Here is a 26,280-nt window from a genome sequence, read left to right on the forward strand (position 1 = left end):
GGCTCATGCGCACCGGATATGGCAATGACGTCGATCGAGGAAAGGGCCTGTGTCTGATGTCCATCCATGACAAGTCAGCGGGTCGCCCGTCCAGGGCTCCCCGGCGACCTGGGCGTTTAGCCGCCCTGGCGCTGGCCGCAGTCACCGCACTCGCCACCCTGCCCGCGCTGTTCGCCGCGGCACCCGCGTACGCCCAGAGCGGCGCGGGAACGCCGCCGTACTGGGCCGGGTCCGTGTTCAACGTCCCGAGCGGCGTGGGCGCCGACGTCCCGTTCACCGAGTACCAGGCGGTGAACGGGACCACTGACGGCTCGCTGCTGAGCCCCGGCTTCGCCCAGGGCTCCCTGGCCAGCGAGGCGGTCGGCCGCGAGGCCGTCCAACTCGACGCGGCCGGGCAGTACGTGACGTTCACCATGACGAGCAGCACCAACGCCGTCGACCTGCACTACGCCGTCCCCGAGGGCGACTCGGGCACGCTGTCGGTGTACGTCAACGGCACCGAACTCAGCCAGCAGCTCGCGCTCACCTCGAAGTACAGCTACATCAGCACGGGGGACATCACCGGCAGCACCACGCACGACATGTACGACGACGCGCGGATGCTGCTCGGCCAGACGATCGCCGCCGGCAGCACGGTGACCCTGGAAGTGACCGGCAGCACCTCCGATCTGCCGGTCACCGTCAACGTGCTCGACGGCTACGACGTCGCGGCCGCCGCCACCCAGCCGGCCAATTCCATCTCGGTGGTCACCGAGGGCGCCGACCCGACCGGCGTGACCAACTCGCAGAACGCCTTCAACGAGGCCGTCTCCGCGGCGAACGCGGCCGGGGAGACGGTGTGGGTGCCCGCGGGCACCTACCTGATCAGCTCTCCGCTGCAGCTGACCGCCGGGACGATCGAGGGCGCCGGCAACTGGTACACGCAGCTCGAAACGAACATGCTGGTGGACAACACCTCGCAGGTCGCCGGCCCGATCAACCTCAGCAACTTCGCGATCCTGGGCTCGCAGGTGGGCCGGAACGACGGCAGCGTGGCCAACGGGATCGACGGCTCGCTCGGCACCGGATGGACCGTCAACGGCCTGTGGATCCAGAACACCAACGTCGGCTTCTGGCTGCAGTACGGCAACAGCAACTGCACGGTGGAGAACAGCGTCGTCCAGGACACCGACGCGGACGGGCTGAACTTCAACGGCAACGCGACCGGGTGCACGGTCAGGAACAACTACTTCAGAAACACCGGTGACGACAGCATAGCGATCTGGTCCTATCCGGCCACGGACTCCGGCATCACCGTCGAGAACAACACGGTCGACGTGTCCACGCTGGCCAACGGCATCGCCGAGTACGGCGGCACCGACAACACCATCTCCGACAACGCGATCGCCGACACCAACGCCCTGGGCAGCGGGCTGACCGTCTCCAACGAGCAGTTCCTGTCCCCCGGGTTCACCCCGCTCTCCGGGACCATCACCGTTTCGGGCAACTACCTGATCCGCGCCGGTGCGTACAACCCGAACTGGGACCATGCGATGGGCGCGGTCCAGTTCGACGCCTACGACTACTCGTTCAGCGGCGTCACGGTCAACTACTCCGGCGGCGCGATCCTCGACAGCCCCTACGAGGCCATCGAGCTGGTGTCCGGCGACGGTGACGGCAACACCATCTCCGGGCTCGACATCAGCGACGTCCAGGTGCAGAACGCCGGCACGGTGGTGATGCAGGCCGAGACCTCCGGCTCCGCCAGTGTCAGTGGCGTGACGGCGAGCGGAATCGGGGTGGCCGGGGCCTACAACGACGGGTACGACGCCGGCGCCTACACCCCGGGCGCCTTCACCTTCGACCTCGGCAGCGGCAACACCGGTTGGAGCACGACACCGGTCCTCACCAGCTTCCCCGAGCCGGTGGAACCCGGCTCGCTGACCGCCTCGACGCCGAGCCTGGCGTTCGGCGACGTGGCGGCCGGATCCACCGGCGCCGCGCAGGCGGTGACGGTGACCAACCCGGGCGGCTCCGCCGCCTCGGTCTCCTCGATCGGCGTCACCGGACCGTTCACCCAGACCGACGACTGCGGCGGTTCCATCGCCGCGAACGGCTCGTGCACGGTCGAGGTGACCTTCGCCCCCACCAGCGGCGGCCCGCTCACCGGGACGCTGTCGGTGGCGAGCAGCGCCCCGGGCAGCCCGCTGACCGTCGCGCTGTCGGGCACCGGCGTCACCTCCAACACCGACCTCGCGCTGAACCAGCCGATCACCGCGAGCAGCACCGATTCCGGATTCCCGGCGAGCGGCGCCAACGACGGGAACACCAGCAGCTACTGGGAGAGCAGCGACGGCGCGGGGTATCCGCAGACGCTCACGGTGAACCTCGGCTCGGTGCAGCCGGTCGGGTCGGTCACCCTGGATCTGCCGCCGTCCTCGGCCTGGTCCACCCGCACCGAGACCCTCTCCGTGCTGGACAGCACCAACGGCTCCACGTTCACCCAGATCGTGCCCTCGACCGGCTACACGTTCAACCCGTCGACCGGCAACACCGTGTCCTTCAACCTCCCGTCCGGGACCAGCACCCAGTACCTGGAGCTGAGCTTCACCGCCAACACCGGGTGGTCCGCGGCCCAGGTCTCGGAGTTCGAGGTCTTCCCGGGTTCCGGCAGCAGCTCCGGCAGCGCGACCCTCAGCGCCTCGCCGACCTCGGTCTCCTTCGGCAACCAGACCGACGGGACCACCAGTTCGGCGCGGTCGGTGACGGTGTCCAACACCGGTAGCGCGACGGCGACGATCTCCTCCATCGCGGCCGGGTCCGGCTTCGGCGAGACCAACAGCTGCGGATCCTCGATCGCGGCCGGCGGCTCGTGCACCGTGGCGGTCACCTTCTCGCCGACCTCGGCCGGTGCGTACTCGGCGAACCTGACGGTGTCGAGCAGCGCGACCAACGGCACCCTGACGGTGGCGTTGACCGGCACCGGGACCGCCACGCCGACCGCCACCCTGACCGCGTCGCCGACCTCGCTGTCCTTCGGCAGCGAGACGGTGGGGTCGACCACCTCGGCGCAGTCGGTGACGATCTCCAACACCGGCAGCGCCACGGCGTCGATCAGCTCGGTCGCGACCAGCGCGCCGTTCGCCGAGACCAACACCTGTGGCAGCACGCTGGCCGCAGGCGCGTCCTGCTCGGCGTCGGTGGTGTTCAGCCCGACCGTGAACGGCGCGGCCACGGCGAACCTGGCCGTCGCCAGCAACGCCTCGGACACCTCGTTGACCGTCGCGCTGACGGGCACCGGAACCGGAGGCACGGCCACCCCGACCGACCTGGCGCTGAACCAGCCGATCACGGCCAGCAGCGTCGAGCAGAACTACGTGGCGGCCAACGCCGACGACGGCAACGCCAACACGTACTGGGAGGGCAGCGACGGCGCCTGGCCGACCACCCTGGCCGTCAACCTGGGAGCGTCCGACGCGCTGGACCACGTGACGCTGGAGCTGCCGCCGTCCTCGGCCTGGGGCACCCGGACCCAGACCCTCTCGGTTCTGGGCAGTGCCAACGACAGCACCTGGACGACCCTGGTGGCCTCGGCGACCTACACCTGGAACCCGTCCACCGGCAACACCGTCACCATCAACCTGCCCTCGGGCACGACCGACCAGTACGTCGAACTCGATGTCACCGCCAACAGCGTGCAGAACGGCGCCCAGATCTCCGAGTTCCAGGTCTGGGGCACCGGCGCCGGCAGCGCCCTGCCCGACCTGGCGCTGAACCGGCCGATCACGGCCAGCAGCGTCGAGCAGAACTACCTGGCGGCCAACGCCGACGACGGCAACGCCAACACGTACTGGGAGGGCAGCGACGGCGCCTGGCCGACCACCCTGGCCGTCAACCTGGGCTCGTCCCAGACCCTCGGTCAGGTGGTGATCGACCTGCCGCCGTCCTCGGCCTGGGGCACCCGGACCCAGACGCTCTCGGTTCTGGGCAGTGCCAACGACAGCAGTTGGACGACCCTGGTGGCCTCGGCGACCTACACCTGGAACCCGTCCACCGGCAACACGGTCACCATCGCCCTGCCGGCCGGGACCGCCGAGCAGTACGTGGAGCTGGCCTTCACCGCCAACAGCGTCCAGAACGGCGCGCAGGTCTCCGAGTTGGCGATCTACGGCTGACGCCGCAGCGGTCGTCGGCGGGCGCACCGCGTGCCGCCGGTCGACCGGGCTCGACGGTGGGGAGGAAGCCGGGCTTCCTCCCCACCGCCTCCGGTCCCGGCCGAGCCCTACAGCGCCCGGACCGAGGCTCGGACCGCACCCGGCACGACCAGGGCCCCGCACCGGCGGTACGGGGCCCTCGCGTCGGCGTGTCAGACGACGGTGATGTTCTCGGCCTGCGGGCCCTTCTGGCCCTGGGCGACGTCGAACTCGACCTTCTGGCCCTCCTGGAGTTCACGGAACCCCTGGGCGTTGATGTTCGAGTAGTGGGCGAAGACGTCGGGGCCGCCGCCGTCCTGCGCTATGAAACCGAAGCCCTTCTCGGCGTTGAACCACTTCACGGTGCCACTGGCCATGCTGCTGCTCCCAGGTCGGGGACGAGGTACGCGCTGGTGCGTACCTCAGGGGTTGAGGTGATCGCCTTGGTCCTCCGACTGCTGGTCGAGCGGTACTTCGGATCCACGACTGCTGACGCAGAGGGTAGTCGAACGGTGAGCGAACCGCTACGGGGCGTCAAAATTGATCGGCCTACGGAGCGGAGGGGTGGACCGCGCCCAGGCCACCGGTGACCGACCGCTGGCGCTGCCGGGGCGCTCATGGTTGACTCGGCCCGTTCACCACAGACACCAGGAACAGGCGGGCGATGGCCGATCCGATCCTCGTCCGCTTCGCCGGAACCGGCTCCGGCGAAGGCGAACTGACCTGGGGTCAGCAGCAGATCCGGGCCACGGCGCCGGAGACCGGCACCTCGCAGTGCCTGCGAGCGGTCGTGCCGCTGCCGCTGTTCGCAGGCTCAACCCAGCGCGGCCAGGTGGGCCTTGAAGCCCGCGCCGTAGGCGGTGGGGGTGCCGTCGTAGTTGCTGATCAGCGCGGGGCCCGAGCTGCAGTCCCAGGTGTTCCAGGTCCAGGCCAGGTACGAGGCGCCCTCCTGGTCCAGCCAGGGCAGCAGCGAGCCGAGGTAGCCGGTGCCGCAGTCGTTCTCGCCGAGCTCACCGGTGACCAGCGGCACCTGGGCCAGGACCGGGGCGATCTGGCTGTTCCAGCAGGAGCTGCTGCTGCAGCTGTTGAAGTTGTACGAGTGCCAGGAGGCGGCCAGGTCGTGGTCGGGGTCGCTGGGCTCGTAGGCGAGCCACTGGGTGAGGTCGTTGGCGTAGGCCAGACCGCCGAGCATCAGCACGTTGTCGGCGCCGGTGCCGCGCACCGCGTTCACCATCGACTGCATTCCGGCCACCTGGTAGCCGATGCCCGGGCAGGTGCCACCGTCACGCCAGCAGGTCCAGGCTTGGGTGGCGGTGCTCGCGGCCCGGTCCGGGTAGGGCTCGTTGAAGAGGTCGAACACGGTGGAGTCGTCGCCCTTGAAGGTCTCGGCGACCGAGGTCCAGAACGGGATCGCCTCGGCCGCGTCGGGCATGGGCTTCTGGCAGGTCGCGGTGGCGCTGGAGCAGGCGGAGGAGTCACCGGTGTAGACGCCGTCGGTCCAGTGCAGGTCCAGGACGGCGACCAGGCCGTTCTGGTGCAGCAGCGAGACATAGTCCTTGATCGCGTCGATGTAGTTGCTGCCGGCGTAGGCGGCGTCGACGTCGGACAGGCCCAGCCAGCAGTCCTCGTTCAACGGCACCCGGACGGCGTTGATGCCCCAGGACGCCATCGCGGACACGGAGGCCTGGTCGACCGGTCCGTCGAAGATCCCGGTGCCCTGGACGCAGGAGAACTCCGCGCCGGAGCGGTTCACGCCGTGCAGGGTGACGGTCCTTCCGGTGGCGTCCACCAGCCTGTTCCCTGACACGTGCAGGGCGGGAGCGCTCCCAGTCGGAGCGGAGGCAGACGCCGAGGGGGAGGGAGAAGGGGACGGCGAGGGAGAGGGGGAGGGCGACGCCGACGCCGACGGCGCGGCGCTTGCCGAGGGACCGCAGGTCACGCCGTTGACGGTGAAGGACTGGGGTGCGGCATTGGCGCCCGAGTAGCCGAAGTTGGCATCGGTGGTGTAGCTGCCGCCGGCGGCGATGCCACTGCTCCAGCTGGGCGCGGTCACGGTGACCTGCTGCCCGGCCTGCGACCAGGTGCCGTTCCAGCCGCTCTGCAGGGTCTGGTTCCCGGTGTAGGCGTAGCCCAGGGTCCAGCCGCTGATGGCGGTGGCACCGGTGTCGGTGATGGTGATCGCGGCGGTGAAGCCGGTGCTCCAGTCGCTGGTGTCCGCGTAGCTGACGCTGCAGGAGGCGGTGGCCGTCGTGGCGGTCGCGGTCGCGGCCGAGGTGGGGCCGGCCAGCGGCAGCAGCGCCGCGACGCAGCCTGCCGTGACCACCGCCGTCGCGGCGGCGAGCCTGGTGGGATGTCTCATGGGTGAGCACTCTCCTTGTCCCTGGGGGACCGAGATCCGGGGGTCCGAGTGCTCGCGCTGGTTGCCGCCGCCCACCGTAGCCACATGCGCCAGGAATTGACAATACGTCAGCTATTTTTTCGGTACACCGACAAGAGTATTGACGCGCCGACGGATCCGGATGACGATTGGGAGCGCTCCCACTGGTTGCCCCCAGCCGCGGGCGCAGGTGAAGCACGCGCAGGGAGTTCGTATTCCGCAGTTGCCGCCGGTGCGGCGCCGATCGGGTCATCGCGCCGTGCAGGCCGGACGGCGGCCGGCCGCCGGAGACCAGGGTCTCCGACGGCCGGTCCGTGCTGGACGGGGAGGCTCAGCTGACGTTCAGGTCCGCCTCGCCGATGACGAACGAGGTCTCGGTGGAGGAGGTCTGGACGCCGGTGAACAGCAGGGTCACCGTCTGGCCCGCGTAGCCGGCCAGGTTGTAGGTGTGCTCGGCGTACCCGGTGTTGTGGTTGAGGTTGGAGAAGGTGTCCAGCGTCGCCAGCACCGTGCCGGAGCCGTTGACCAGCTGCACCTTCAGCGTGTCAGCGGCGTTGGTGGTGGTGGTCCGCGCCGTGTCGATGTGCAGCCAGTAGCTCAGCACGTAGTTGGTGCAGCCGGTCGGGATGGTGATCGCCTGGGACAGGGTGTCGGTGGTGGCACGGCTGTAGCCGTCGAGCCAGGCGTCGTACTTGCCGACGTACGGCGGCTCCTTGCTGTTGTCCGCGATCACGCCGGAGGTGGCGCTCCAGGGCGCCGCGGTGCCGGTGGAGAAGCTGGGGTTGCCGATCAGCTGCGCGGCGGTGCACGAGCCGCCGGCCCCGCTGACGGTCCAGGTGAAGGCGGCGCTGCCGGTGGCCCCGGTGGTGTCGGTGGCGGTGACGGTGACTGTTGAGGTGCCCGCGGTGGTGGGGGTTCCGGTGATCAGCCCGGTGCCGGCGTTGATGCTCAGGCCTGCGGGCAGGTTGGTGGCGCTGTAGCTGAGCGTCTGGCCGGAGGCGGAGTCACTCGCGCCGATCTGCAGGCTGGCGGCGGTGCCGACGGTGCCGGTCTGGTTGCCCGGGCTGGTCACCGTCACCGTGTTGCCGCCGGTGGAACCGGGGTTGACGGTCCAGTTGAAGGCGGCGCCGGCGGCCGCGCCGGTGGTGTCGGTGGCGGTGACGACGACCGTCGGGCTGCCGGTGGTGGTGGGGGTTCCGGTGATCAGGCCGGTGCCGGCGTTGATGCTCAGGCCTGCGGGCAGGTTGGTGGCGCTGTAGCTGAGCGTCTGGCCGGAGGCGGAGTCACTCGCGCCGACCTGGAGGCTCACGGCGGTGCCCACCGTGCCGGTCTGGTCGGCAATGCTGTTCACCGTGACGGTGTCGGCGGTGGTCCCGTTGAAGTCGGCGTCGAACGTGGACTCGACGACGTTCTCCACGCCGGTGTCGTTCAGGATGATGCCGAGTTCGCGGTTGGCGGTCAGCGAGTTGGAGGTGATGTTCATCGAGCCGACCTCGACCGCGGCGGTGGACAGGCCGTAGTCCGCGACGATCGCCTTGGCGTGGATGTAGAAGCCGGTCGAGGAGGTGTACGTGGTGACCTTGCCGCCGGCCGCGGTGACCTCGTTGATCTCCGACTGGTAGGCGGAGGACTCGTTCTCGATCACCATCCGCACGGCGACGCCGCGCTTGGCGTCGGCGACGATCGCGTTGACGACCGCGGTGTCGCTGAACTCCTCCTCCTGGACGTCCAGGGTCTTGGTCGCGCCGTTGATGATCGACAGCAGCCGGGACTGGGCGGTGGTCGGCGACCACAGCAGGTTGTCCCCGTCGCTCGGGGTGATCGAGGTGTGCGTGTAGTCGTCGGCGAAGACCGCCTCGATCGCCGCGACGTCGTTCTGGTCGCTGTCGAAGACGCCGTAGTCGCGGCTGGTCGGGTAGTACTCGGAGGTGAGGTTGCCCGACAGGACCAGCGACTCGTCACCGTTGACGGTGATGGTCTTCTGGTGCGTGTAGGTGAACGCGGTGGACGACCAGACCACGCCGACGCCGGCGGCGGAGAGGTCGTTGTAGGCGGTCTGGTTGGTGCTGGACTCCGCCTGGTCCAGGATCACCCGGACCTTGACCCCGGCCTGCTCACGGGCGATCAGGTCGTTGATCGCGGTCGTGTCGTTGAGCTCGTACATGGTCATGTCGAGCGTGGTGGTGGCGGAGTTGATGAAGCTGTAGATGACAGGTTCGCTGGTGCCGAGGTTGAACGCGAACGCCGAGTACGGGTCCGTGCCGACCGCGGGACGGATCGCTGCCTGGGCCTGGGTGGCGCCGAGGGACACGGCGAAGACGGTACCGCAGGCTGCTGCGGCCGTGAGCGCTCGTCTGAAGGGGGACATGGGGCGCATTGCTCTCCTCGGATGTGGCGTCGTGGGGGATCCGCTGGGAGGTGCCGGAGTTGTACTGCTCCTGTCATTGCGCCACAACTCGGCATTCAGGGCACCCATCCCAGGCGACCACTGAGTGACTTTTCGATAACGGTATGGACTCGCCCCTCTTCTGATATTGACTCAATTGATATACTGAAAGGCTGAGGGTATTTTCGCTGCGCGCCGGGCTCGCTGAGCCTTCCCCACCGGGCCGCTACGGGAGCGGGCGGCGGTGCTCGGCGGTCGGTGAGCCGGGGGCGGACCAGAGGTCCGCCGGAACGACGCCCAGGGATCTGCCGTGCGGGTCGAGGAGGTGCCCCAGCAGCTTGTCCTGACGTAGCATCACCGCCCGGTCGACGATCTCCAGGGTGGGGTGCATGGTCGCGAGCTGCGTCTCGAAGCGCAGGACGTCGTTCAGGGAGTGCAGGCTCGCCTCCAGGACGAGGTTGTACGGTCCGCTCACGGCAGCGCAGTTGCGGGTCTCCGGGTACCGGACCAGGGCGTGGCCGACCTCCGGGAGATCGGCGGGCGGCACGCGCGCCCAGAAGGTGACCGCGACCGGCCAACCGCCCAGCGGGCGGGAGAAGTCGCAGCGGAAGGTGATCAGTCCGAGGCGGACGAGCCGGTCGATCCGGCGCTTCACCGTGGCGGCGCTGGTGTCAAGACCAGCGGCCAGCGCCTGGTAGGAGGCCCTGCCGTCGACGGCGAGCCGTCTGAGGACCGCCCGGTCGTCGGGGCTGACGTCCAGCGGCCCCCGGCCGGCGGGGGACTCGTCCGCGGGCGGCGCCAGTCTGGCCCGTTGGCCCGGGTCGAGCGCGGCGATGCGCCAACTGCCGCCCTCGGTGAACATGTGCGTCGCGATCCGGGTGCGCACCGCGGTCACGCCCGGAATCGCCGGGAGGTGGTCGAGGGTGAACTCGGACATGGCGAACAGGTCACGGGCCGCCACCGTCGCCAGCAGGTCGTGGCTCCCGGCCGGTCGTTCGAGGGTGAGCGCGTGCGCGTGGCTGCTCAGCGCCCGGGACACGGCGGTGGCGCTCCCGACGGCGCACTCGATCTCCACGAAGGCCACGCATATGTGCTCGAACAGCCGCGGACCGGGCGAGCCCAGGACCCATGCCTCACCGCGCCGGGCCAGCCGGCTCCACCGCCGGGCCACGGTGACCGGATCCACTCCCAGCGCACTGCCCAGCACCTCCCACGACGCCCTCGGGCGCAGCTGAAGAGCATGGATGAGCGCCAGGTCCTGCTCGCTCAGCATCGTCGGCGCCGGTTCCTGCACTGGCCTGCCCTCTTCTGCGGGATTCCTGCGTTTCCACTGCTCCGGGCGCCAAGCATCGCACTGTTGGCAACACGGAGACCCGGCGCCCCGGGATCCGCGGTTCGAAGAGGAATGGGCAGTCCATGAGTCACTCGTTCGGTTCCTACCAGGATGAGATCTACGGCGGCGGCCTTCGCGGGGTCATGCCGTCGTTCCCGATGACCTACGACGGATGGGAGGCGGGAGCGCAGGCGGCGCTCCCCCCGTCGGTGCAGTCCTATGTGGCGGGCGGGGCCGGGAACGAGCACACCCAGCGAGCCAATGTCTCCGCCTTCGAGCAGTGGGGCCTGGTTCCGCGGATGTTCGTCGGGGCGGCGCAACGCGACCTGTCCGTCGACCTGTTCGGGATGAGGCTGTCGACGCCGCTGTTCATGGCGCCGGTCGGGGTCATCGGTGTGTGCGCCCAGGACGGGCACGGCGACCTCGCCACGGCACGTGCCGCCGCGCGCACCGGTGTGCCGATGATCGCCTCCACCCTGTCCGTCGACCCGATGGAAGCAGTGGCAGCCGAGTTCGACCGGACGCCGGGCTTCTTCCAGCTCTACACGCCCACCGACCGCGACCTGGCCGCGAGCCTGGTGCACCGCGCCGAGGCGGCCGGATTCAGAGCCATCGTGGTCACCCTCGACACCTGGGTCACCGGGTGGCGCCCCCGGGACCTCGCCACGAGCAACTTCCCCCAGCTGCGCGGCCACTGTCTGGCCAACTACACCAGCGACCCGGTCTTCCGGTCCCAGCTGGAACGCACACCGGAGCAGGACCCCGGCGCGGCCGTCATCCACTGGATGCGGGTCTTCGGCAATCCACTGACCTGGGAGGACCTGCCCTGGCTGCGTTCGCTCACCTCACTGCCGCTGATCGTGAAGGGCATCTGCCACCCGGAGGACGTGCGGCGGGCCAAGGACGGCGGCGTGGACGGCATCTACTGCTCCAACCACGGCGGCCGTCAGGCCAACGGGGGCCTGCCGGCCCTCGACGCCCTGCCCGCCGTCGTGGACGCGGCCGGTGACCTGCCCGTCCTCTTCGACTCCGGCGTCCGCAGCGGAGCCGACGTGGTCAAGGCCATCGCGCTGGGGGCCGCCGCCGTCGGCATCGGCCGCCCCTACGCCTACGGCCTGGCCCTGGGCGGCACCGACGGCATCGTCCACGTGCTGCGCTCGATCCTCGCCGAGGCCGACCTGACCATGGCGGTCGACGGCTACCCCGACCTCGCCCGCCTCACCCCGGACGCCCTGCGGCGCATCCGGTAGGCCCCGGCGCCGCCGCCCTCGATCGGGGGAGGCGCCAGGCTCAGGCGTGCACGCTGCGCATCGTTGAGGAAGCATTGAACAGCTGGGGCCCGGCGGCACGGGGATGTCGAGAACGCGCCACCGGCTCCGTCCCAGGGACATCGGCGGCGGGCACCGGCCGCGCCAGGCACGAGAGGGAGAGACCGGCATGGCGATTCAGCGGATGGACAACGTCGGCATCGTGGTCGAGGACATGGATGCCGCCATCGCGTTCTTCGTGGAACTCGGTATGGAGCTGGAGGGCAGGGCGGAGGTCGAAGGCCTCTTCGCCGACCAGTGCACCGGACTCGACGGCGTCCGCTGCGACATCGCGATGGTCCGGACCCCGGACGGCCACAGCCGACTGGAGCTGGCGAAGTACCACAGCCCGGCGGTGATCAGCGCCGGGCCGCGCAACCGGCCGCACAACATCCTGGGCACGCACCGGGTCATGTTCGCCGTCGACGACATCGAGGACACCGTCGCCCGGCTGCGCCCCTACGGCGCCGAACTCCTCGGCGGGATCGCCCGGTTCGAGGACAGCTACCTGCTCTGCTACGTCCGCGGCCCGGAGGGCATCATCGTCGGACTGGCCGAGCAACTGCACTGAGGAGCCGATCAGCCGGTGGGGATGTAGTAGCTCAGCTGGTTCAGCGGCGCCGCGCACCTTGAGGCATTTCTCGACCGCGATGGCCGACCCGTCTTCTGCGAGATAGCCGGCCGACCGGGTGGCGCCGGCATCGAGGCGACCTTTCGGCATCTTCACGGCGCCTCACTGCTCTACTCCAGCGTCCTGCCGCAGATCGGTCAGCCAATCCCCGAAACGCGCTCCCCGGCAACGGCAGCTCGGCGCCAAGCCGCAGCCGGTTGGTCAATGATCTACCCGCACGCGCTCGGACGGTTCGGCGCCTGTCACACTCTTCCCCGCGCGGACTGGATCCTGCAGCTCACCACGCCCTACCGGGCCGGCGACATCGTCGCTGAATCCACCCGCTCAACAGATGCCCTCGCCACTGTCGTCGTGTCCGGAAGTGACGCCCAGCAGGTCGTCGAACGCATGGCGACAGCGAAGAACGCCATCGGGGCGTCCATCACCCCGCTGGTCTGACTGCGGGTGTGTCCACGGGACAGAGCCGTTCACGGGACGCCACCTCACTCGCGAACAAGAACGCCTCCACCGCGCCGCCGACCGTGATGCCCTTCTGCCCATTTTGCCGGCACCGATGTCGGTCGCTGCCTACACGGGCCGCTTGCGCAGGTGCCGGTGTGCCTCGTCCGGGAACTTCGGCGGCATCGACGGGAGCACCGAATCCAGGATGTAGCCGCACTTGTGCGCAACCCGGCACGAGCCCTCGTTGCCGACCGTGTGCAGTAGTTCAATCTCGTCGCTGGGCATGACGTCCTGCCCACCGAACAGCCACTGCGTGGCGGTGTCGACACAGCGCGAGGCGATGCCCTTCCCTCGGGCTCCGGCCACCGTCCAATAGCCCAGGCCGGTCGCGAGTGTCTTCGGCGGGCTGGCCGCCTTGATGACGAAGTAGCCGACAAGTGTGCCGCCCTCTTCGACAGCCCAGCTGAGATGGGTCTGGTCCGCCCAGCCCGTGTGCTGGTCGGCAACCCAGGCGCGGGCCTGGTCCTCGTCGTCGATGGGGCGTATCAGCCAGCGGCGCATCGCCTGGTCGCCGTGCGCGACGACAAGTGCGGGGATGTCCGAGTCCTGCCAGGGACGGAGGGTCAGGGCCGGCGCGGTCGGAGTGGGGTCCACAGTCAAGGTCATGGGCGATGTCATGCGGACCATCCAACAGCATGGTCGGCGGTCACCCGAGCGGAGCCACCCCCGGGAGGCGCTCACAGAACCGGTGACAGCCCTCCGTCGCAGCGCACTGCCATGCCAGTCAGATACGCGGCCGGGCCACCGCACAGGAACGCCGCGACACTCCCGAACTCGACCGGGGTTCCGTAGCGGCGGGCCGGGATGTCCGCAACCGACTCCGCAGCTGTCTCTTCGCAGGAACGACCCGAGCGGGCGGCCCGCACGGCGTCGAGCCGGCGCACGCGCGAGGTCTCGATGCGACCGGGCAGCAGCATGTTCACCGTCACTCCTGCGTGTGGTTGTTCGGCGTCTGCCGAGGCGATCGCTGGTCTCGGCAGAACCGCCCCGGATTACCCGGCGATCGGTGCCGCCAGGACCCCGTTGCAGAGACGTCCGACGCCCTCCACGATTGCCTCGGCCTGATCGACAGCCTCGATCACGCCTGCCCCTGGTGTCCCGGTGGCAATGATGGAACCAGCTTCGAGCGTCATGCCGCTGGAGAAGTAACTCACCTGCCAACAGGGGTCCCGCATCATGGCTGACACCTGGTTCGAGGCGATGACGCTCCCGTTCACGACGGTGGAGATACGAATCGCTGATAGATCTGAGATCTCGTCGGGGGTCACGACCCACGGGCCTATGCTGCAGAAGGTGTCGAACGCCTTGGCCTCGATTGTTCAGTGGCCTGATCGTGGGGTTCGGCTCGGGTGTGTGCCCGGTTTGTCCTCGGCCGTTCGAGGCGGGTCCGTCGCGTGACGCCGCGGTGTGCGCCGGGTTCCACGGCCCGGTGGCCTGCTGGTCTGCTCCTTCCTGCTGCTCGTCGTTGTGGTGGCCGGCCCTCAGGTGAGGGCCGGTAGCTCGGTGGCTCGCTGCCAGGCGGTGGTGAACGCGTGCCCCCAGGGCCATGACCGGTCCAGGTGGAGGACACGGCGGCGGGCGTGGGCGTGAGGCGGGCCGGGAGGTGGTAGAGCTTCGTGCGGATCGTGGCCGGTTCAGCCTTGGCCAGTTCGGGGGCGTCGTGCAGCAGCAGGAGCCGCGTCCAGGCGTCGAGGTCGGCCGCGATGGTCGCGGCCAGCACCCAGGCCGCGTTGACCTGCCAGGATTTCGAAGGCAGCAGGCCACAGCGCCCTGTCCTACCTCTCCCCGATGAAGTTCGAACAACAGCACCACGAGCGGGCTAGACTCGCACTCGTCGCATAGAACCCCGTGCCCACGTTCCGGGGGCAGCCTCAGAGCTCAGGCGCGATGGGGCTAAGGGCTGTGGCTCGGGCCTGCGGGCAGGACCAGTAGACCTGTCCAGTGCGCTGCTCGACGACCGCCGGGTGGGCGTGGCCGGGACAGGTGGGAAACGGAACGGAGCCCAGTGCCTCCTGGACGGCGTCGGTCAGCGAGTTAGCGCAGGTGGCCACCCGCTCAGGCCAGTCGCCCCGGTCGAGCAGGAAGAACTGGAATGCCTCGGTCCCTGCCGTTCCCATCACGTCGACCTCCGCCGGCTGCTGGATGCCTGGGTCGATGTCCTGGCCGAGGATGCGGATCGTTTCCAAGCGCTCGACCGTGCGGTCGAGCGGCTCTACGGAGGTGATCTCCAACGGCACCGGGGTCAGCTCCCGCAGCGAGTCCAGCACCTGTGTCAGCAACTCCCGTGCCCAGGTTGCGGGGGCGGATGCGTCACTTGACGACAACGAAGGTCCCTCCAATGTTCAGTACGGCCTTGCCGGGCACTCCGCCGGCCTCGACGGGGAACGTGAGGACATCATTCCAGCTCAGCTCGTTCCCGGAGTGCAGACCGCCCTGGGTGCCGTGCAGGTTGTAGTAGACCGGCACCACATGACGGCCGCCGTGCCCAAGGAAGCTGTACGCGACGTACCAGTCGATGCCGCGCTCGACCATCGGACCCGCGGCGATCGCGACCAGCGGCGCGGCGACCTTGTAGCCCTAGTTCAAGCTGGTGGACCCGTTGTAGCGCACGTTGAAGGTTCCGTTGCGATCGGTGAACACCCGGTTCGCCTCCGAGGACGTCACCACGGGGTGGATCGGCCCGGGATCGATCTTGTCGGGGTGAATGAACGATGTGCCGGCGCTGGGCTGTGCGTTGAGCTGGGCTTGGATCTGGGTTGCCGTCTGCTCGCTGACGGGTTTGTCCAGAGTGATCGTCAGCGACGAGTCTGGGGCGTTCACGGTGATGGTGTCGGTCGTCTCGGCCGTGTTCGGGGTGTCCGCGTGGGCGGTCGTGGCCGCCCCTAGGGATATGGCGCTCATAGCGAGCGCGATCAGGGCAGCGGTGATTCGGGGCTTGTGCACGGACTGAATCCTTTCTCGTCCACAGGGATTCCCGGAACCCCCACCAGGTGGCGGCACCCCCGCCGATGCGAGGGGTGATGCCGCCCCGCAGGACCGGGTGCTGCTGGTCAAGTGCCGCAACCGGGCCCCCTTCGGCCCGCCCGGCGGCGTCATCGAGGCATCGGAGAGACCCAAGGACGCGGCGAGCCGCGAGCTCGCGGAGGAGACCGGCCTGCACCTGCCGCCCGGCCGGCTGCTCGCGCTCTCCTGGATCACCGCCGGCGGCACCGGCATCAGCGACATGCCTGGCGTGCAGTTCGTCTTCGACATGGGCACCGTGCCCGCCGACACCGCCCTGAACCTGCAGAGCCAGAAGGTCGCCGAAGCCGCCTGGGTCGCCCCCCAGGACCTGCCCCAGTACATGGGTCCGCTGCGGACGGAGCTGATCCGCGCCGTGCTGCGAGCCCGCACGGACGGCGAGGTCAGGATCATCACCTCCTCCCGCGCCGACCTGGACGCCGACGCCCGGGCCTTCGCCGCACCGCACGTGCCGGCGACCCGCTGCTCCGCCGGGGAGTACCGGATCGGCCAGTTCGGCTGATGGTCAGTCGGTTGGGTCCGGGTGGTGGCGGTGGCGGGTGAGGGCGGTGGACGCCAGGGAGTTGTGGATGGTGAAGGCCACGGTGCCGGGCAGGTAGCGGTCCTCGGACCACTCCACCGGCGCTCCGGCCGGATCCGTGGTGCGCCGCCGTTCGCGCAGCAGCGCGGTCCCGGGCGGGACGTCCAGCAGTGTGGCGTCCTCCGCGTCCGCCAGCACCAGGTCAACGGTGTGGTCGGCGTCCGCGAGCAGGACGCCCTGCTGCTCCAGCTGCTCGCTGACCGAGACCGCGTCCGGCGGGATCGCCGCCACCAGCGCCCCGATCGGGTCCGGGTAGGCGGTCCGCTCCACCATCACCGGTCGGCCGCCGAGGGTCCGCACCCGCAGCACCCAGTGCACGAACGCGTCCTCGGTGAGCCGCAGTTGCGCGGTCTCCTCGGGCTCGGCCGGGCGGCGCTCCTGGCGGTCCACCCGGCCGCCGGGCTCCTCGCCGACCGAGCGCGCCCAGCGGGTGAAGCTCATCAGCTCGGCGAAGCTCTGCAGCGGGGGAGACTCCAGCACCACCCGGCGGGCGCCGCGCCGGGAGGTGACCACGCCCTCGGCCCGGAGCAGCGTCATCGCCTGCCGGACGGTGCCCCGGGAGACGCCGTGCCGCAGCGCCAGCTCCTCCTCGCTGGGCAGCCGGCCACCGGCTCCGTACTCCCCGGACCGCGCGGCGGCGCGGACCTCGGCGGCGAGCAGCCGGTAGCGCGCTGTCTCGGCGGCCATCAGGTGTAGCGGAGGGAGCCGGGGGTGGTCAGCGACTCACCGGTCTCCAGCCAGGTCTTCAGCCCGGAGAGGATCATCGGCCAGCCGCCGTAGAGCTCGTCGTTGGCGCCCTCGCGCAGCTGGTCGTGGGTGAGCAGGAGCCGGCAGGAGTCGCCGACCGGCTCGATCTCCCAGGTGATGCGGGTGCTGCCCTCGCGCTTCACGTCCTCGCTCCAGAGCGCGACCATGGTCTGGACGAGTCGGCGCGGCGGGTCGGCCTCCAGGCCCTGGCACTCACGACGCCAGTGACCGCCCAACCGGGCCGCTACCGCCCCACCGACAAGGTCCTCGCGTTCCTCGACCGTCTGTGACGGTCAACTCGGACCTCGGCCCGAATTTGCAGAGCCCCGGACCGAGCCGACGCCTATCCTTCCTGCGTGCCCGTCGATCAGTACGTCTACTTCGCGTTGTCCAGCCATGTCACCACCGCAGCGGCAATGACCGCGGTCCTCGGGCTGGAACCCGACGAAACGGTCGTCCGCGGCAGCCGCATCCCAGAGCCCAAGGCGATCCCGGTCATGCACCGTTGGAAGATCGTCTGCCGCGAACCGGGACTGTCTGTCGACGAGCAGATCGCCAGTGTGCTTGAACGACTCGCTCCGCACGCTGCGAGCATCGCCGCTCTCGCCCGGCGCCTGGACGCCGAGGATCCTCAAGGTCCGAGCGCCGTCCTTGAGATTGTGCGCTACTTCAACGACGAAACCGGTCGACGGGACCATCCGCTCGGGGACGCCCCGGCCGAGGCCCCGAACCTGTTCGGATGGCATCTTGGCCGCGACGTCCTCGACTTTCTCCACCTCACCGGGTCCGTCCTCGACGTCGATGAGTACGACCTGACCCGGGACTATGCCGATGACGGGTCCGGATCCTGAGCGTCAGACCAGCGATTGCGAGCGCACCTTCGGCATAGTGGCGGGCTCGGCATAGATCAACCCTATGCGGATATCCGCATAGGTCGACGAATTTGGCTACCTCAACTTGGACAAGAAGAGCGCGAAGCTGTTGTTCCAGATTTTCACCGAGAGGGAGGAGCGCAAGGCGACGGCGGTGGCCTCGAACGCGCCCTTCGGGGAGTGGAACAAGACGTTCACCGACCCGCGCCTTTGCACCGCGGTCGCCGACCGGCTCACCTTCAAGTGCACGCTGATCGAGACCGGTTCGGACTCCTACCGCCTCCAAGCCACCGAGGCCGAGCACCAGGCCGAGCAGGACCGGCAGTGACCTGAGCGGGGCCGATCGCCGGCGCCCAGCGCGACCTCGTCACCAGGGCGGCGGACCGGTTGACCAGGAACTGGATCACTCAGCAGATGCGTCCCTCTCTGCAGCACCGTCTCCTGGTGTCGCTGCCGTCGAGGGGAATTGCCCGCCATGATTGAACTCGGACCCGTTGCCTGGCCACCCGCCCCGATCAGGACCGAGCGGCTCGTGCTCCGCAAGTCCGAGGCCCGGGACCGTGCAGCGATCATCGAACTGTTCGCCTCGCCGGAGGTGGGCACCTACATCGGTGGCCCGCAGCCGCGTGACGAGCTTGAGCGCGCGGTGCCTGAGGTTCCCGGGCAGCGCCCAGGCTTTTTCGTGGTCGATCTCGACGGAGCGATGATCGGCATGATCACGCTCGACCGGCGCGACGCAGAGCGCCCAGGTCACATCCGTCCGGAGGCCAGGGAGGCCGAGCTCGGCTACATGTTCCTGCCGCAGGCGTGGGGTTGCGGGTATGCCGCCGAGGCGTGCGGGGCGGCACTCGACTGGTTCGCCGACGCGCTGCCCGGCGAGCCGGTGGTGCTCGACACCCAGACCGCCAACGACCGCGCGATGCGTCTCGCGGCGAAGCTTGGGTTCACCGAGGTGGAGCGGTTCGAGGAGTACGGCGCCGAGCAGTGGTTCGGCGTGTGGTCCTCGGACACGCCGTCCAGTTGAGCTCGTACTCGGCAGCGCGGATGCACGGGGCCACCGTTCGGTCGTCGGCCTCGGCGTCCGCTTGACCTCGTGTCGGCGCCAGCGCCTCCCAACTATCGGTGACAGCCGTCCCGCACTTCGCTGTCACAAGCAGACGGGGCCTGACACGGAGCCGGGTCCACCCACGCCGAGAGCCTGTCAGGGACCCCGGCCGGGGAGGACCCGGTGACCACAACCTATCGGCACGAGCACTCCGAGTGCCGCCGCCACCACCCGCTTGCGCCACAGGCCCATCGGAAGTCACCCGATCGGAGTGGCTCCCAAAGCCACTGCCGATCATGAAGCAGCAGTCATCCCAATGACACCTAGTGCCGCATCAGGCAACGTTCGCCCTGTTGTCGTGTGTGCCGCGACGTGTTGGGATCCGGGGCCAGCACTACATGAGCGACGAGCCAACGGGGCAGGTGGCCCCCGAGCCGGAGCCGGAGGACGAGGAGCCGATGTTCTGCCACCGGACGCATAATTCGCTGCCGCCATCCGGCCCGCTGAGGAGAATGCGTCCATGCATATCCGAACAGCGCGCCTGAACGATCTGCTCGTTCTCCAGGACATCGAGAGGGCTGCCGGGCGGTGCTTCCGAGACGTTGGCATGCCGGAGATCGCCGAGGATGAGCCACTCTCGCTCAAAGAGCTCGCCCGCTACCACGATGCCGGGCTGGCCTGGGTCGCGGCCAACGAGTCCGATGCCCCGGTCGCCTACCTGATCGCCGACCGAATCGGCGGCAACTTCCACGTCGAGCAGGTCTCGGTACACCCGGACAGCGCCCGTCGCGGTGTCGGCCGGTCGCTGATTGACCATCTGGCGGCCTATGCCACGGGAGAGGGAGCACACGCGCTGACCCTCACCACCTTTACCGAGGTCCCGTGGAACGCCCCTTACTACGCACGCTGCGGCTTTCAGCTCATGGACGACACCAGCCTCCCTCCTGGCCTGCGGAAGATCCGGGAAGCTGAAGCGGCGCACGGCCTGGACCGGTGGCCGAGGGCTTGTATGTCCCGGACACTGTGACGTCGCGGGTGGCCGCCGTCGCAGAGCGCAGGCGGCCACAACGCTCCGAGACGCGTCTTAACCGGGCGATCGCTGCGTAAGTGTCGGTCCGTCAAGCTGTACGGATGGCAGAGCGAGTGCGGGTGCGTGAGATCGATGACGGCGAGGGGCGGCGGCTACTGCGGATCACCCGCAGGGGCACGGGGTCGGTGGTGACCTGGCGCCGGGCCCAGATGGTGCTGCTGTCCGCGCAGGGCATGCCCGTGGCGAAGATCGCCGAGGTGACGTTCACCAGCGCGGACCGGGTCCGGGACGTGATCCACGACTTCAACACGGACGGCTTCGAGGCGCTCTACCCGAAGTACAAGGGCGGCCGGCCCAGAACCTTCACCTTGCCCGAGCGCCGGGAGATCAAGAAGATCGCGAAGTCCAAGCCGGCCGAGCACGGACTGCCGTTCTCGACCTGGAGCCTGGCCAAGCTGGCCGACTTCCTGGTCGCCGAGGGGGTGGTCGACGACATCAGCCACGAGGGCCTTCGGGTCCTGCTCCGCGAGGAGGGCGTGTCCTTTCAACGCGTGAAGACCTGGAAGACCTCCCGCGACCCCGACTACGCGGCCAAGAAGGCCCGCGTCGAGCACCTCTACGCGATCGCCGACGGCGAGGTCGTCCCTGAGGCGGGCGAGCCCGAAATCGTCTTCTGCATGGACGAGTTCGGCCCGCTCAATCTCCAACCGCACCCCGGCCGCCAGTGGGCCGAACGCGGCGGCAGACACAAGGACCCCGACCGTGAGCCCCGGCCCCGCCGCCGGGCCACCTACACCCGCCCCGCACGGGGTCCGGCACCTGTTCGCCGCCTACGACCTGGGCAAGGACCAGCTCTACGGGCACATTAAGAAGACCAAGAACCGGTCCAAGTTCTTGGAGTTCTGCCGCTACCTGCGCTCGCTGCACCCGGCGGACGTGCGCATCGCGATCGTCTGTGACAACTACTCACCCCACCTGACCACGAAGCGGTGCCAGCGGGTCGGGACCTGGGCCCCGGCGAACAACGTGGAGATCGCCTACACCCCGACCAACAGCTCCTGGCTCAACCGCATCGAGGCCCAGTTCACCGCCCTGCGCTACTTCGCCCTCGACGGCACCGACCACCCCAGCCACAGGGCCCAGGGCAGCATGATCCGTCGCTACATCATCTGGCGGAACAGGCACGCGGCCGACGAACGCCTCCGCACAATCGTGAACAGGGCGAACGTTGCCTGATGCGGCACTAGTCAGCTTGGTGTGACGGAAGCGGTGGGTATGGCTCAGGCCGACGGGCTTGCCCTTGCTGTCGGTGATCTTCACCGTCTTGCTGAACTCGCGGAGCATCCAGCTGTAGGTGCCGGACGGGTAGGGCTTGTCGCCCTGGCGGTTGCCGGTCCGTTGCATGAACAGGTGTCGCGGGGTGACGCCGGGGAAGTGGTCGCGGATCCACTGCCGCTGTTCCTCGATGACCGCGACGACTTCCCGGTCGACGAGGATGTTGTCCGGCGCGATATCGATCTTGCTCTGTGCGTAGTGAAAGCGGGCGATCTCCTCGCCCTCGGCGGCGTCGACCGCCCGGTCGGGGACCGGGGAGAGGCAGTCGAACAGGCAGGTGCGGATCTCGCTGGCCCGTCGTCCGGTGAGGATCTGCAGCAGGATCATGCGCATGGCCTGCGGGTCGTCGAAGCCTCGGGCGGTGATCTGCTGGCCGTCGCCGCGCGTGATCTGCATGTGCTCGTCGCGGCCCAGGCCGAGCAGGGGCAGGGCGGCGGGGATCTGCGCGAGCGCGTGGTCGTCGACGTAGTGCTCGTCGTTGAGATCTCGCTGGTGCGGGATGCGGGAGACCTGGCGGAACCAGCCCGCCGCATGCGCGTCGGTGACCCGAGACCACGGCTGCGGCCCGAGGACCTGGCGGGCCTCAGCGGGGTTGGCTGCGACGAACGCGAACAGTTCGGCGACGGCCCGCAGGTCGTCATTGACCAGGCGGGGGTGGACGGGCTGTCGGGCGAACCGCTGCTCGGACTGGCGAAGCAGCCGGTTGGCCGGGTCGGCGTCCCAGCGACGGAAGGCGGCTGCCAGTTGGACCGCGTGGGCGGGATCGCCGAGGACGTCCAGCGGGTCGGTGAACGTCGCGAGCCAGCGGTCGAGGCGGACGAGACAGCGCATTCTCTCCTGACTCACCGTCGACCAGCGCAGGACGCCGGCCTCCAGCTGGGTGCCGAGCCACCACTTCGCCGCCTCCCGCAGCCAGGGGTGCGTGATCTTGGAGGGTGAACAGCCGTAGTGGGCTTGGGGTTCGTGCTCCGCCAGCGGGATCCGCGGGTCGCATCGGGGGTGCCACTCATCCAGCGTCCACCAGGGCCCGTCCGTGCAGCGGGCGAGCAGGGCCAGGCGGCTGAAGCGGAAGATCACCCGCAGCCGAGCGACGCTGCCGTGCGGCGGCAGCCGGCCCCAGCGGTTGGCATAGAACCACCGCTGCAGTGCGGCGGCCGTCTCCCAGTCCATTGCGCGGATCGAGGCCGGGAAGGGGTGGTTCTCCCGGATCGCCCGGCGGAAGACGTTCGCGAGCTGGTTGGTGCCCAGCACCGACGAGCGGGTCCCGTCCAGGGCCTGCCAGTGCGACATCCAGGCCAGCTCGGCAGGGATCGGGTCGGGCAGCCCGGTAAGGTCGATGCGGCGGTCACCATTCTCGGTGATCTTTTCCCAGTCCTCGATGCCGTCGCCGATGACCGGCCCCTTCCAGGGCTCGGGCAGCTGGGACCACAGCCGCCAGATCGGATCCTCGCCGCCGAGTGCGTGCAGATGCCGCCGTTCAGCGGTCATCGGTCACCTGCCAGGCGGAGACGTACGACTTCCAGTTCGCCGCGGCCCGCAGGGCCTCGTCCTCGCGGACCCAGCCATAGAGGTCGAGCGTGGTCTGGACGTGTGCGTGCCCGAGCCGGCGGGACACCACCCACTCCGGCGTCCCGGCCAGCAACAACGCGGTCGCGTGGCTGTGACGGAACCAGTGCGGCGTCCACCCCGCCGGCCCGATGCCCTTCTTGCGCAGGGAGGCGGTCTTGTCCCGCACCGTCCCCTCCCGCAGGGCGGCCAGCAGCGGCGGGCGGGTCAGGTTCACCAGCAGCGGCGAGTCCGTGCCGATCCCTGTGCCCAACTCGGCTGCCCGGCAAGCGAGATGGGTCAGGTAATCGGCGAACAGCCTCTCCAGATCAGTGCCGACATAGACCCGCCTCGGGCGCATCATCTTCACCCTCGCCCCGTTCGGGTTGTCCTCGCGCGGCACGATCTCGACATAGGGCGTGCCGCGGCCCATGACGAAGTCGCCGATCCGCAGCCCCAGAGCCTCGCCCAGGCGCATCCCGGTCTCCGCGAGCAGTGCGAACAGCAGCCGATCGCGCAGGTTCCCCGCCCACTCGCCGATCGAGGCGTCCGGCACCGCGCAGCCGTCCAGGATCGCCTGGATCTCGGCCGGCAGCAGCAGGGGCGGCCGTCCACGATGACGGTGGCGTCGGACACGGACCAACGACGAGGACCCCGGCGCGGCGCGGGCGTCCAGGTGTGCGAGCAGTCCGCGGGAAGGAGTCCGACGCGGGGCCCCGCGCATCAACCGGCCCGCAACCGGCACCGAGAAGACCGCCTCCTGCCAGCGATAGAACGAGATCAACGCGGCCAGCCTCGCCTCCAGGGTCTCCGGCGCGGGTGCTTCCTCGGGCTCGACCAGGGCGTGCTCGACGGTGCGGCCGTTGCGCAACCAGGCCAGGAACCCGGCGACCGCCGGGACCCCGAGCTCGCCCCACCTCGCGGTCTCAGCGCGCTGTTCGAGGAACGTCCACCACTGGGCCAGCGAGGTCGCATAGCCGCGGACGGTGTTCGGCGACCACAGATGCCGGTGGGCCTCCAGCCACTCCTCGACCGGGGGGCGACCGTCCGGTACTTCTCATCGATCACGGTCCACGTCCGCTGCCCGCTGGAGGGCAGGACCGCCAAGCTGTGAGCCACTGATGCGATTCCGTCTCGTTGAAGAACTCCCGCTGATAGCACTTCAACAACGAACCGTCGAGGCTCCGGTCACGCTCGTCACAGACATAGAAGACAGGGGCTCAAGCACCGTTGATAACGGCCAGCCCACAGATGGTGCTGATCCTGTGGTGCCTTGAGCGAAGGCGCCGAAGCAGAGCCTGCATCTCCAGATCGCGCCCCAGTAGAGGGCGCACTGTCGTAATTCTCAAGCCCCGATGCAATTTTCCTGAAAGTCACCATTTCGCGCCTACCGGCTCGCCGGGAAGGTTATTCAGAACCCTTCGCGGTGGTCTGAACCGCTGTGGGGTGGCCTGGACCGGTTCGCGCTGGCTGGCGGTGGCGCGGACGTGACCGGTCCCCTCGGCGTAGCGTGCGAGGTGACACCCATCAGCACGAGCGCGCGGGGGGACCGATGCGCTTCCACCGTACAACCGGCCTGAGCCCGCATCAGCTGGACGTCCTGCTTTCCCGTGTGGAGCGGATGATCCCCGACTGGGACAAGCCGACGGGCCGTCCGCACGCGCTGCCGCTGTGGAAGGCGGTGGTCGTGCTCTGCTTCCTCCTGCGACACAACAACGCGCAGGTCCTGGCCGCCGAACTGTTCGAGATCTCCCAGCCCACGGTCTCGCGCTACAGCACCCGGTTACGCCCCGTGGTGCGCGACGCGATCAAGGAGTTGGGGTTCGGGCTCGCCCGGTTACCCCGGGACGAGCCGGTCCTGGTGGACGGGTTCCTCGCCGAGTGCTGGGACTGGAAGGCCGCTGAACAGCTGTTCTCCAAGAAGCACATGCAGTCCGGGCACAACGTCCAGGTCGTCTCGGACACCCGGGGCCGGCTGCGGGAGGCGGGGGCGCCGCTGCCAGGGGCCCGCCACGACGCCTTCGCCTATGTCGCCTCGGGCATCAAAGCGAAGATCCAAAAGTACCGCCACCGGCTTGGCGACAAGGGCTACCAAGGCAGCGACCTGCTCACCCCCTACAAGAAGCCGCCGCACCGCAAGCTGACCGAGGTGGAGAAGGCGAGCAACCGGGCGCACTCCCAGATCCGCTCTGCCGTCGAACGCTGCATCGGCCACCTGGAGAACTGGAAGATCCTCGGCGGCTGCTACCGCAGCCCCCTCGACCGCTTCCCCGAGACACTCGACACCGTCGTCCAACTCGAACTCCTACGGACCTACGAACCCGCCTGACCCAGGATCACGCCAGCGCGAACCTCATGATCGACAGAGTTCTGAATAACCTTCCAGGTTTGAGTCGAAGGACTCCGAGCGACGGGACGTGCGTCCCTGCGGATGGAAAGAAGCGCCTCAACCGTCGGATCTCCTGCCCGCCCTCCCTCGTTCGCGGAGGCCAAGGCCCGGGGCGCGGCGCTGGTGCCGGTCCCGGCGAACGCGGGGGCCACGGTGGCGATCGGGTCGGCGGCCGTGGCGGTGGCCGTGCAGGTGCCGGCAGAGTTCATCAGGGCAGGATCTTTCGCCAGAAACGGCGACCCACAGATATCCGGTGGGAGGCATTCCGGAACCCTCGCACGATCTCAGCATCACGCCCCACCCCCAGCCGACTGCTCATGCCCCCCACCGAACGGCGTGGACCCAACCCCGCCGAACGGGCGAGGCGGGCGAAGTCGCGGCCCTCGGTGTGGCAGGGCCTCGGCTGGGCACTCCAGCAGGACTTCGGTATTTTTCCTGGTCAGGGGCTTGCGCGGTGAGTGTAGTGGGTGGGTAGTGCGTCAGGGGCGGGCTTGATGGGAGCGCCCCTCGATCGTGTGCAGCCGGCGCTGACAGTGGCAGCGCCGGGCGACGGCCTGGCGTCTGCGGCGCCAGGTTGACCAGTTCAGTGCGTGCGTACGGGGCGAGCACCGTGGCGGACGCGGGCCGCAGGCGCGGCCAGCTGCCCGGAGTCTGCGGCTCTATCCGCAGTTCCCCGGCCTCGCGTGGGAAGACGTCCGCGTCGTCCAGGTAGAAGCCGGTGCGCATCAGATCCGAGCCGAACCCTACGCGTCCCTGCAAGCTGGTCGTGGCGATCAGGCCCAGCGCCGACAACAGATGCGGGTGGCGGGTACGGTCATGAGCCGTGTGCTGCTTGGGTTCTGACGGGACCGGCTGGAAGAGGCCAGCTCATGTGCCGGACTGGCCTCCTGCGGTCGGTGCGAGGACCTCGAAGTGTGCGGCGGCGAAGCGGCGGCCGTTGACCTGGAGCTGGAGTTCGTACGCTCCGGGGGTGATCTTCGTGGTGGCTGTCGAGCGCAGCCGGCTGCTT

The 26,280-nt window shown here is 69.2% G+C and carries 21 protein-coding genes and 3 pseudogenes; 11 read left to right on the forward strand and 13 right to left on the reverse strand.

Annotation, left to right across the window (positions count from 1 at the left end; all coding sequences use genetic code 11):
* The first annotated feature begins 56 nt into the window (after positions 1–56).
* Positions 57–4,154 carry a choice-of-anchor D domain-containing protein gene (locus BS75_RS45325; RefSeq protein WP_160312283.1) on the forward strand — a complete coding sequence of 1,366 codons (4,098 nt, stop codon included), beginning with the start codon at positions 57–59 and terminating at the stop codon, positions 4,152–4,154.
* Between the two features lie 191 nt (positions 4,155–4,345).
* On the opposite strand, the gene BS75_RS39625 is transcribed toward BS75_RS45325, so the two are convergent.
* The 4 genes from BS75_RS39625 to BS75_RS39645 all read right to left on the reverse strand — a co-directional run bounded on the left by BS75_RS39625 (position 4,346) and on the right by BS75_RS39645 (position 10,208).
* On the reverse strand, positions 4,346–4,549 hold the full coding sequence (locus tag BS75_RS39625; protein WP_034091675.1) for a cold-shock protein: 204 nt from the start codon (positions 4,547–4,549) through the stop codon (positions 4,346–4,348).
* 437 nt (positions 4,550–4,986) lie between these two features.
* Positions 4,987–6,531, reverse strand: a complete 1,545-nt coding sequence (locus BS75_RS39630; RefSeq protein WP_081983066.1) for a cellulase family glycosylhydrolase — start codon at positions 6,529–6,531, stop codon at positions 4,987–4,989.
* Between the two features lie 349 nt (positions 6,532–6,880).
* Complete coding sequence (locus BS75_RS51120; RefSeq protein WP_063771528.1) at positions 6,881–8,917, reverse strand: phospholipase D-like domain-containing protein; 2,037 nt, start codon at positions 8,915–8,917, stop codon at positions 6,881–6,883.
* Positions 8,918–9,161: 244 nt separating this feature from the next.
* The gene (locus BS75_RS39645; RefSeq protein WP_034094720.1) at positions 9,162–10,208 is read right to left on the reverse strand and encodes an Lrp/AsnC family transcriptional regulator; all 1,047 of its coding nucleotides are present in this window, start codon (positions 10,206–10,208) and stop codon (positions 9,162–9,164) included.
* Positions 10,209–10,351: 143 nt separating this feature from the next.
* Here BS75_RS39645 and BS75_RS39650 point away from each other — a divergent pair, with 143 nt between their 5' ends.
* From BS75_RS39650 to BS75_RS39660, 3 genes are all read left to right on the forward strand, one after another.
* Positions 10,352–11,518: an alpha-hydroxy-acid oxidizing protein gene (locus BS75_RS39650; RefSeq protein ID WP_034091676.1), complete on the forward strand. Its 1,167-nt coding sequence runs from the start codon at positions 10,352–10,354 to the stop codon at positions 11,516–11,518.
* A gap of 187 nt (positions 11,519–11,705) precedes the next feature.
* Complete coding sequence (locus tag BS75_RS39655) at positions 11,706–12,146, forward strand: VOC family protein (protein WP_034091677.1); 441 nt, start codon at positions 11,706–11,708, stop codon at positions 12,144–12,146.
* Positions 12,147–12,410: 264 nt separating this feature from the next.
* Positions 12,411–12,644, forward strand: a complete 234-nt coding sequence (locus BS75_RS39660) for a hypothetical protein (RefSeq protein WP_034091678.1) — start codon at positions 12,411–12,413, stop codon at positions 12,642–12,644.
* 129 nt (positions 12,645–12,773) lie between these two features.
* Here the strand turns inward: BS75_RS39660 and BS75_RS39665 are convergent, their stop codons facing one another.
* The 6 genes from BS75_RS39665 to BS75_RS39690 all read right to left on the reverse strand — a co-directional run bounded on the left by BS75_RS39665 (position 12,774) and on the right by BS75_RS39690 (position 15,650).
* Complete coding sequence (locus BS75_RS39665) at positions 12,774–13,325, reverse strand: GNAT family N-acetyltransferase (protein ID WP_063771529.1); 552 nt, start codon at positions 13,323–13,325, stop codon at positions 12,774–12,776.
* A 59-nt stretch (positions 13,326–13,384) separates the two neighbouring features.
* Complete coding sequence (locus BS75_RS39670; protein ID WP_267970501.1) at positions 13,385–13,636, reverse strand: SDR family oxidoreductase; 252 nt, start codon at positions 13,634–13,636, stop codon at positions 13,385–13,387.
* A 63-nt stretch (positions 13,637–13,699) separates the two neighbouring features.
* Positions 13,700–14,023: a fumarylacetoacetate hydrolase family protein gene (locus BS75_RS47385; RefSeq protein ID WP_081983068.1), complete on the reverse strand. Its 324-nt coding sequence runs from the start codon at positions 14,021–14,023 to the stop codon at positions 13,700–13,702.
* 555 nt (positions 14,024–14,578) lie between these two features.
* On the reverse strand, positions 14,579–14,974 hold the full coding sequence (locus BS75_RS39680) for a hypothetical protein (RefSeq protein WP_034091680.1): 396 nt from the start codon (positions 14,972–14,974) through the stop codon (positions 14,579–14,581).
* A 43-nt stretch (positions 14,975–15,017) separates the two neighbouring features.
* Entirely contained in the window at positions 15,018–15,239 is a 222-nt protein-coding gene (locus tag BS75_RS39685; protein ID WP_034091681.1) for a hypothetical protein, read from the reverse strand.
* A 45-nt stretch (positions 15,240–15,284) separates the two neighbouring features.
* Positions 15,285–15,650: a hypothetical protein gene (locus BS75_RS39690; protein ID WP_034091682.1), complete on the reverse strand. Its 366-nt coding sequence runs from the start codon at positions 15,648–15,650 to the stop codon at positions 15,285–15,287.
* 97 nt (positions 15,651–15,747) lie between these two features.
* On the opposite strand from BS75_RS39690, the gene BS75_RS45340 reads away from it, so the two are divergent.
* Entirely contained in the window at positions 15,748–16,230 is a 483-nt protein-coding gene (locus BS75_RS45340; protein WP_052070326.1) for an NUDIX domain-containing protein, read from the forward strand.
* 3 nt (positions 16,231–16,233) lie between these two features.
* Here the strand turns inward: BS75_RS45340 and BS75_RS39700 are convergent, their stop codons facing one another.
* On the reverse strand, positions 16,234–16,995 hold the full coding sequence (locus BS75_RS39700) for a GntR family transcriptional regulator (protein WP_034091683.1): 762 nt from the start codon (positions 16,993–16,995) through the stop codon (positions 16,234–16,236).
* Positions 16,995–17,303 (reverse strand): annotated as a pseudogene (locus BS75_RS39705) (SRPBCC domain-containing protein); the annotation flags it as partial. The pseudogene BS75_RS39705 and the gene BS75_RS39700, both read right to left, overlap by 1 nt.
* A gap of 108 nt (positions 17,304–17,411) precedes the next feature.
* Between BS75_RS39705 and BS75_RS39710 the strand changes: the two are divergent.
* The 5 genes and pseudogenes from BS75_RS39710 to BS75_RS49695 all read left to right on the forward strand — a co-directional run bounded on the left by BS75_RS39710 (position 17,412) and on the right by BS75_RS49695 (position 21,238).
* Positions 17,412–17,906, forward strand: coding sequence for a DUF4279 domain-containing protein (locus tag BS75_RS39710; RefSeq protein ID WP_034091684.1), 495 nt, complete (start codon positions 17,412–17,414; stop codon positions 17,904–17,906).
* An 82-nt stretch (positions 17,907–17,988) separates the two neighbouring features.
* Positions 17,989–18,255, forward strand: a pseudogene (locus BS75_RS39715) (ATP-binding protein); the annotation flags it as partial.
* 147 nt (positions 18,256–18,402) lie between these two features.
* Entirely contained in the window at positions 18,403–18,951 is a 549-nt protein-coding gene (locus BS75_RS39720) for a GNAT family N-acetyltransferase (RefSeq protein ID WP_034091686.1), read from the forward strand.
* Between the two features lie 541 nt (positions 18,952–19,492).
* Positions 19,493–19,999: a GNAT family N-acetyltransferase gene (locus BS75_RS39725; protein ID WP_034091687.1), complete on the forward strand. Its 507-nt coding sequence runs from the start codon at positions 19,493–19,495 to the stop codon at positions 19,997–19,999.
* Between the two features lie 104 nt (positions 20,000–20,103).
* A pseudogene (locus BS75_RS49695) lies at positions 20,104–21,238 on the forward strand (IS630 family transposase).
* 1,576 nt (positions 21,239–22,814) lie between these two features.
* On the opposite strand, the gene BS75_RS43725 reads toward BS75_RS49695, so the two are convergent.
* Positions 22,815–23,753, reverse strand: a complete 939-nt coding sequence (locus BS75_RS43725) for a tyrosine-type recombinase/integrase (protein ID WP_197092006.1) — start codon at positions 23,751–23,753, stop codon at positions 22,815–22,817.
* Positions 23,754–24,503: 750 nt separating this feature from the next.
* Here BS75_RS43725 and BS75_RS39745 point away from each other — a divergent pair.
* A complete protein-coding gene (locus tag BS75_RS39745) occupies positions 24,504–25,211 on the forward strand; it encodes a transposase family protein (RefSeq protein ID WP_197091913.1) in 708 nt (235 codons plus the stop codon).
* The last annotated feature ends 1,069 nt before the right edge of the window (positions 25,212–26,280 follow it).

Origin of the sequence: Streptacidiphilus albus JL83 (assembly GCF_000744705.1) — a bacterium.
Classification (GTDB): domain Bacteria; phylum Actinomycetota; class Actinomycetes; order Streptomycetales; family Streptomycetaceae; genus Streptacidiphilus; species Streptacidiphilus albus.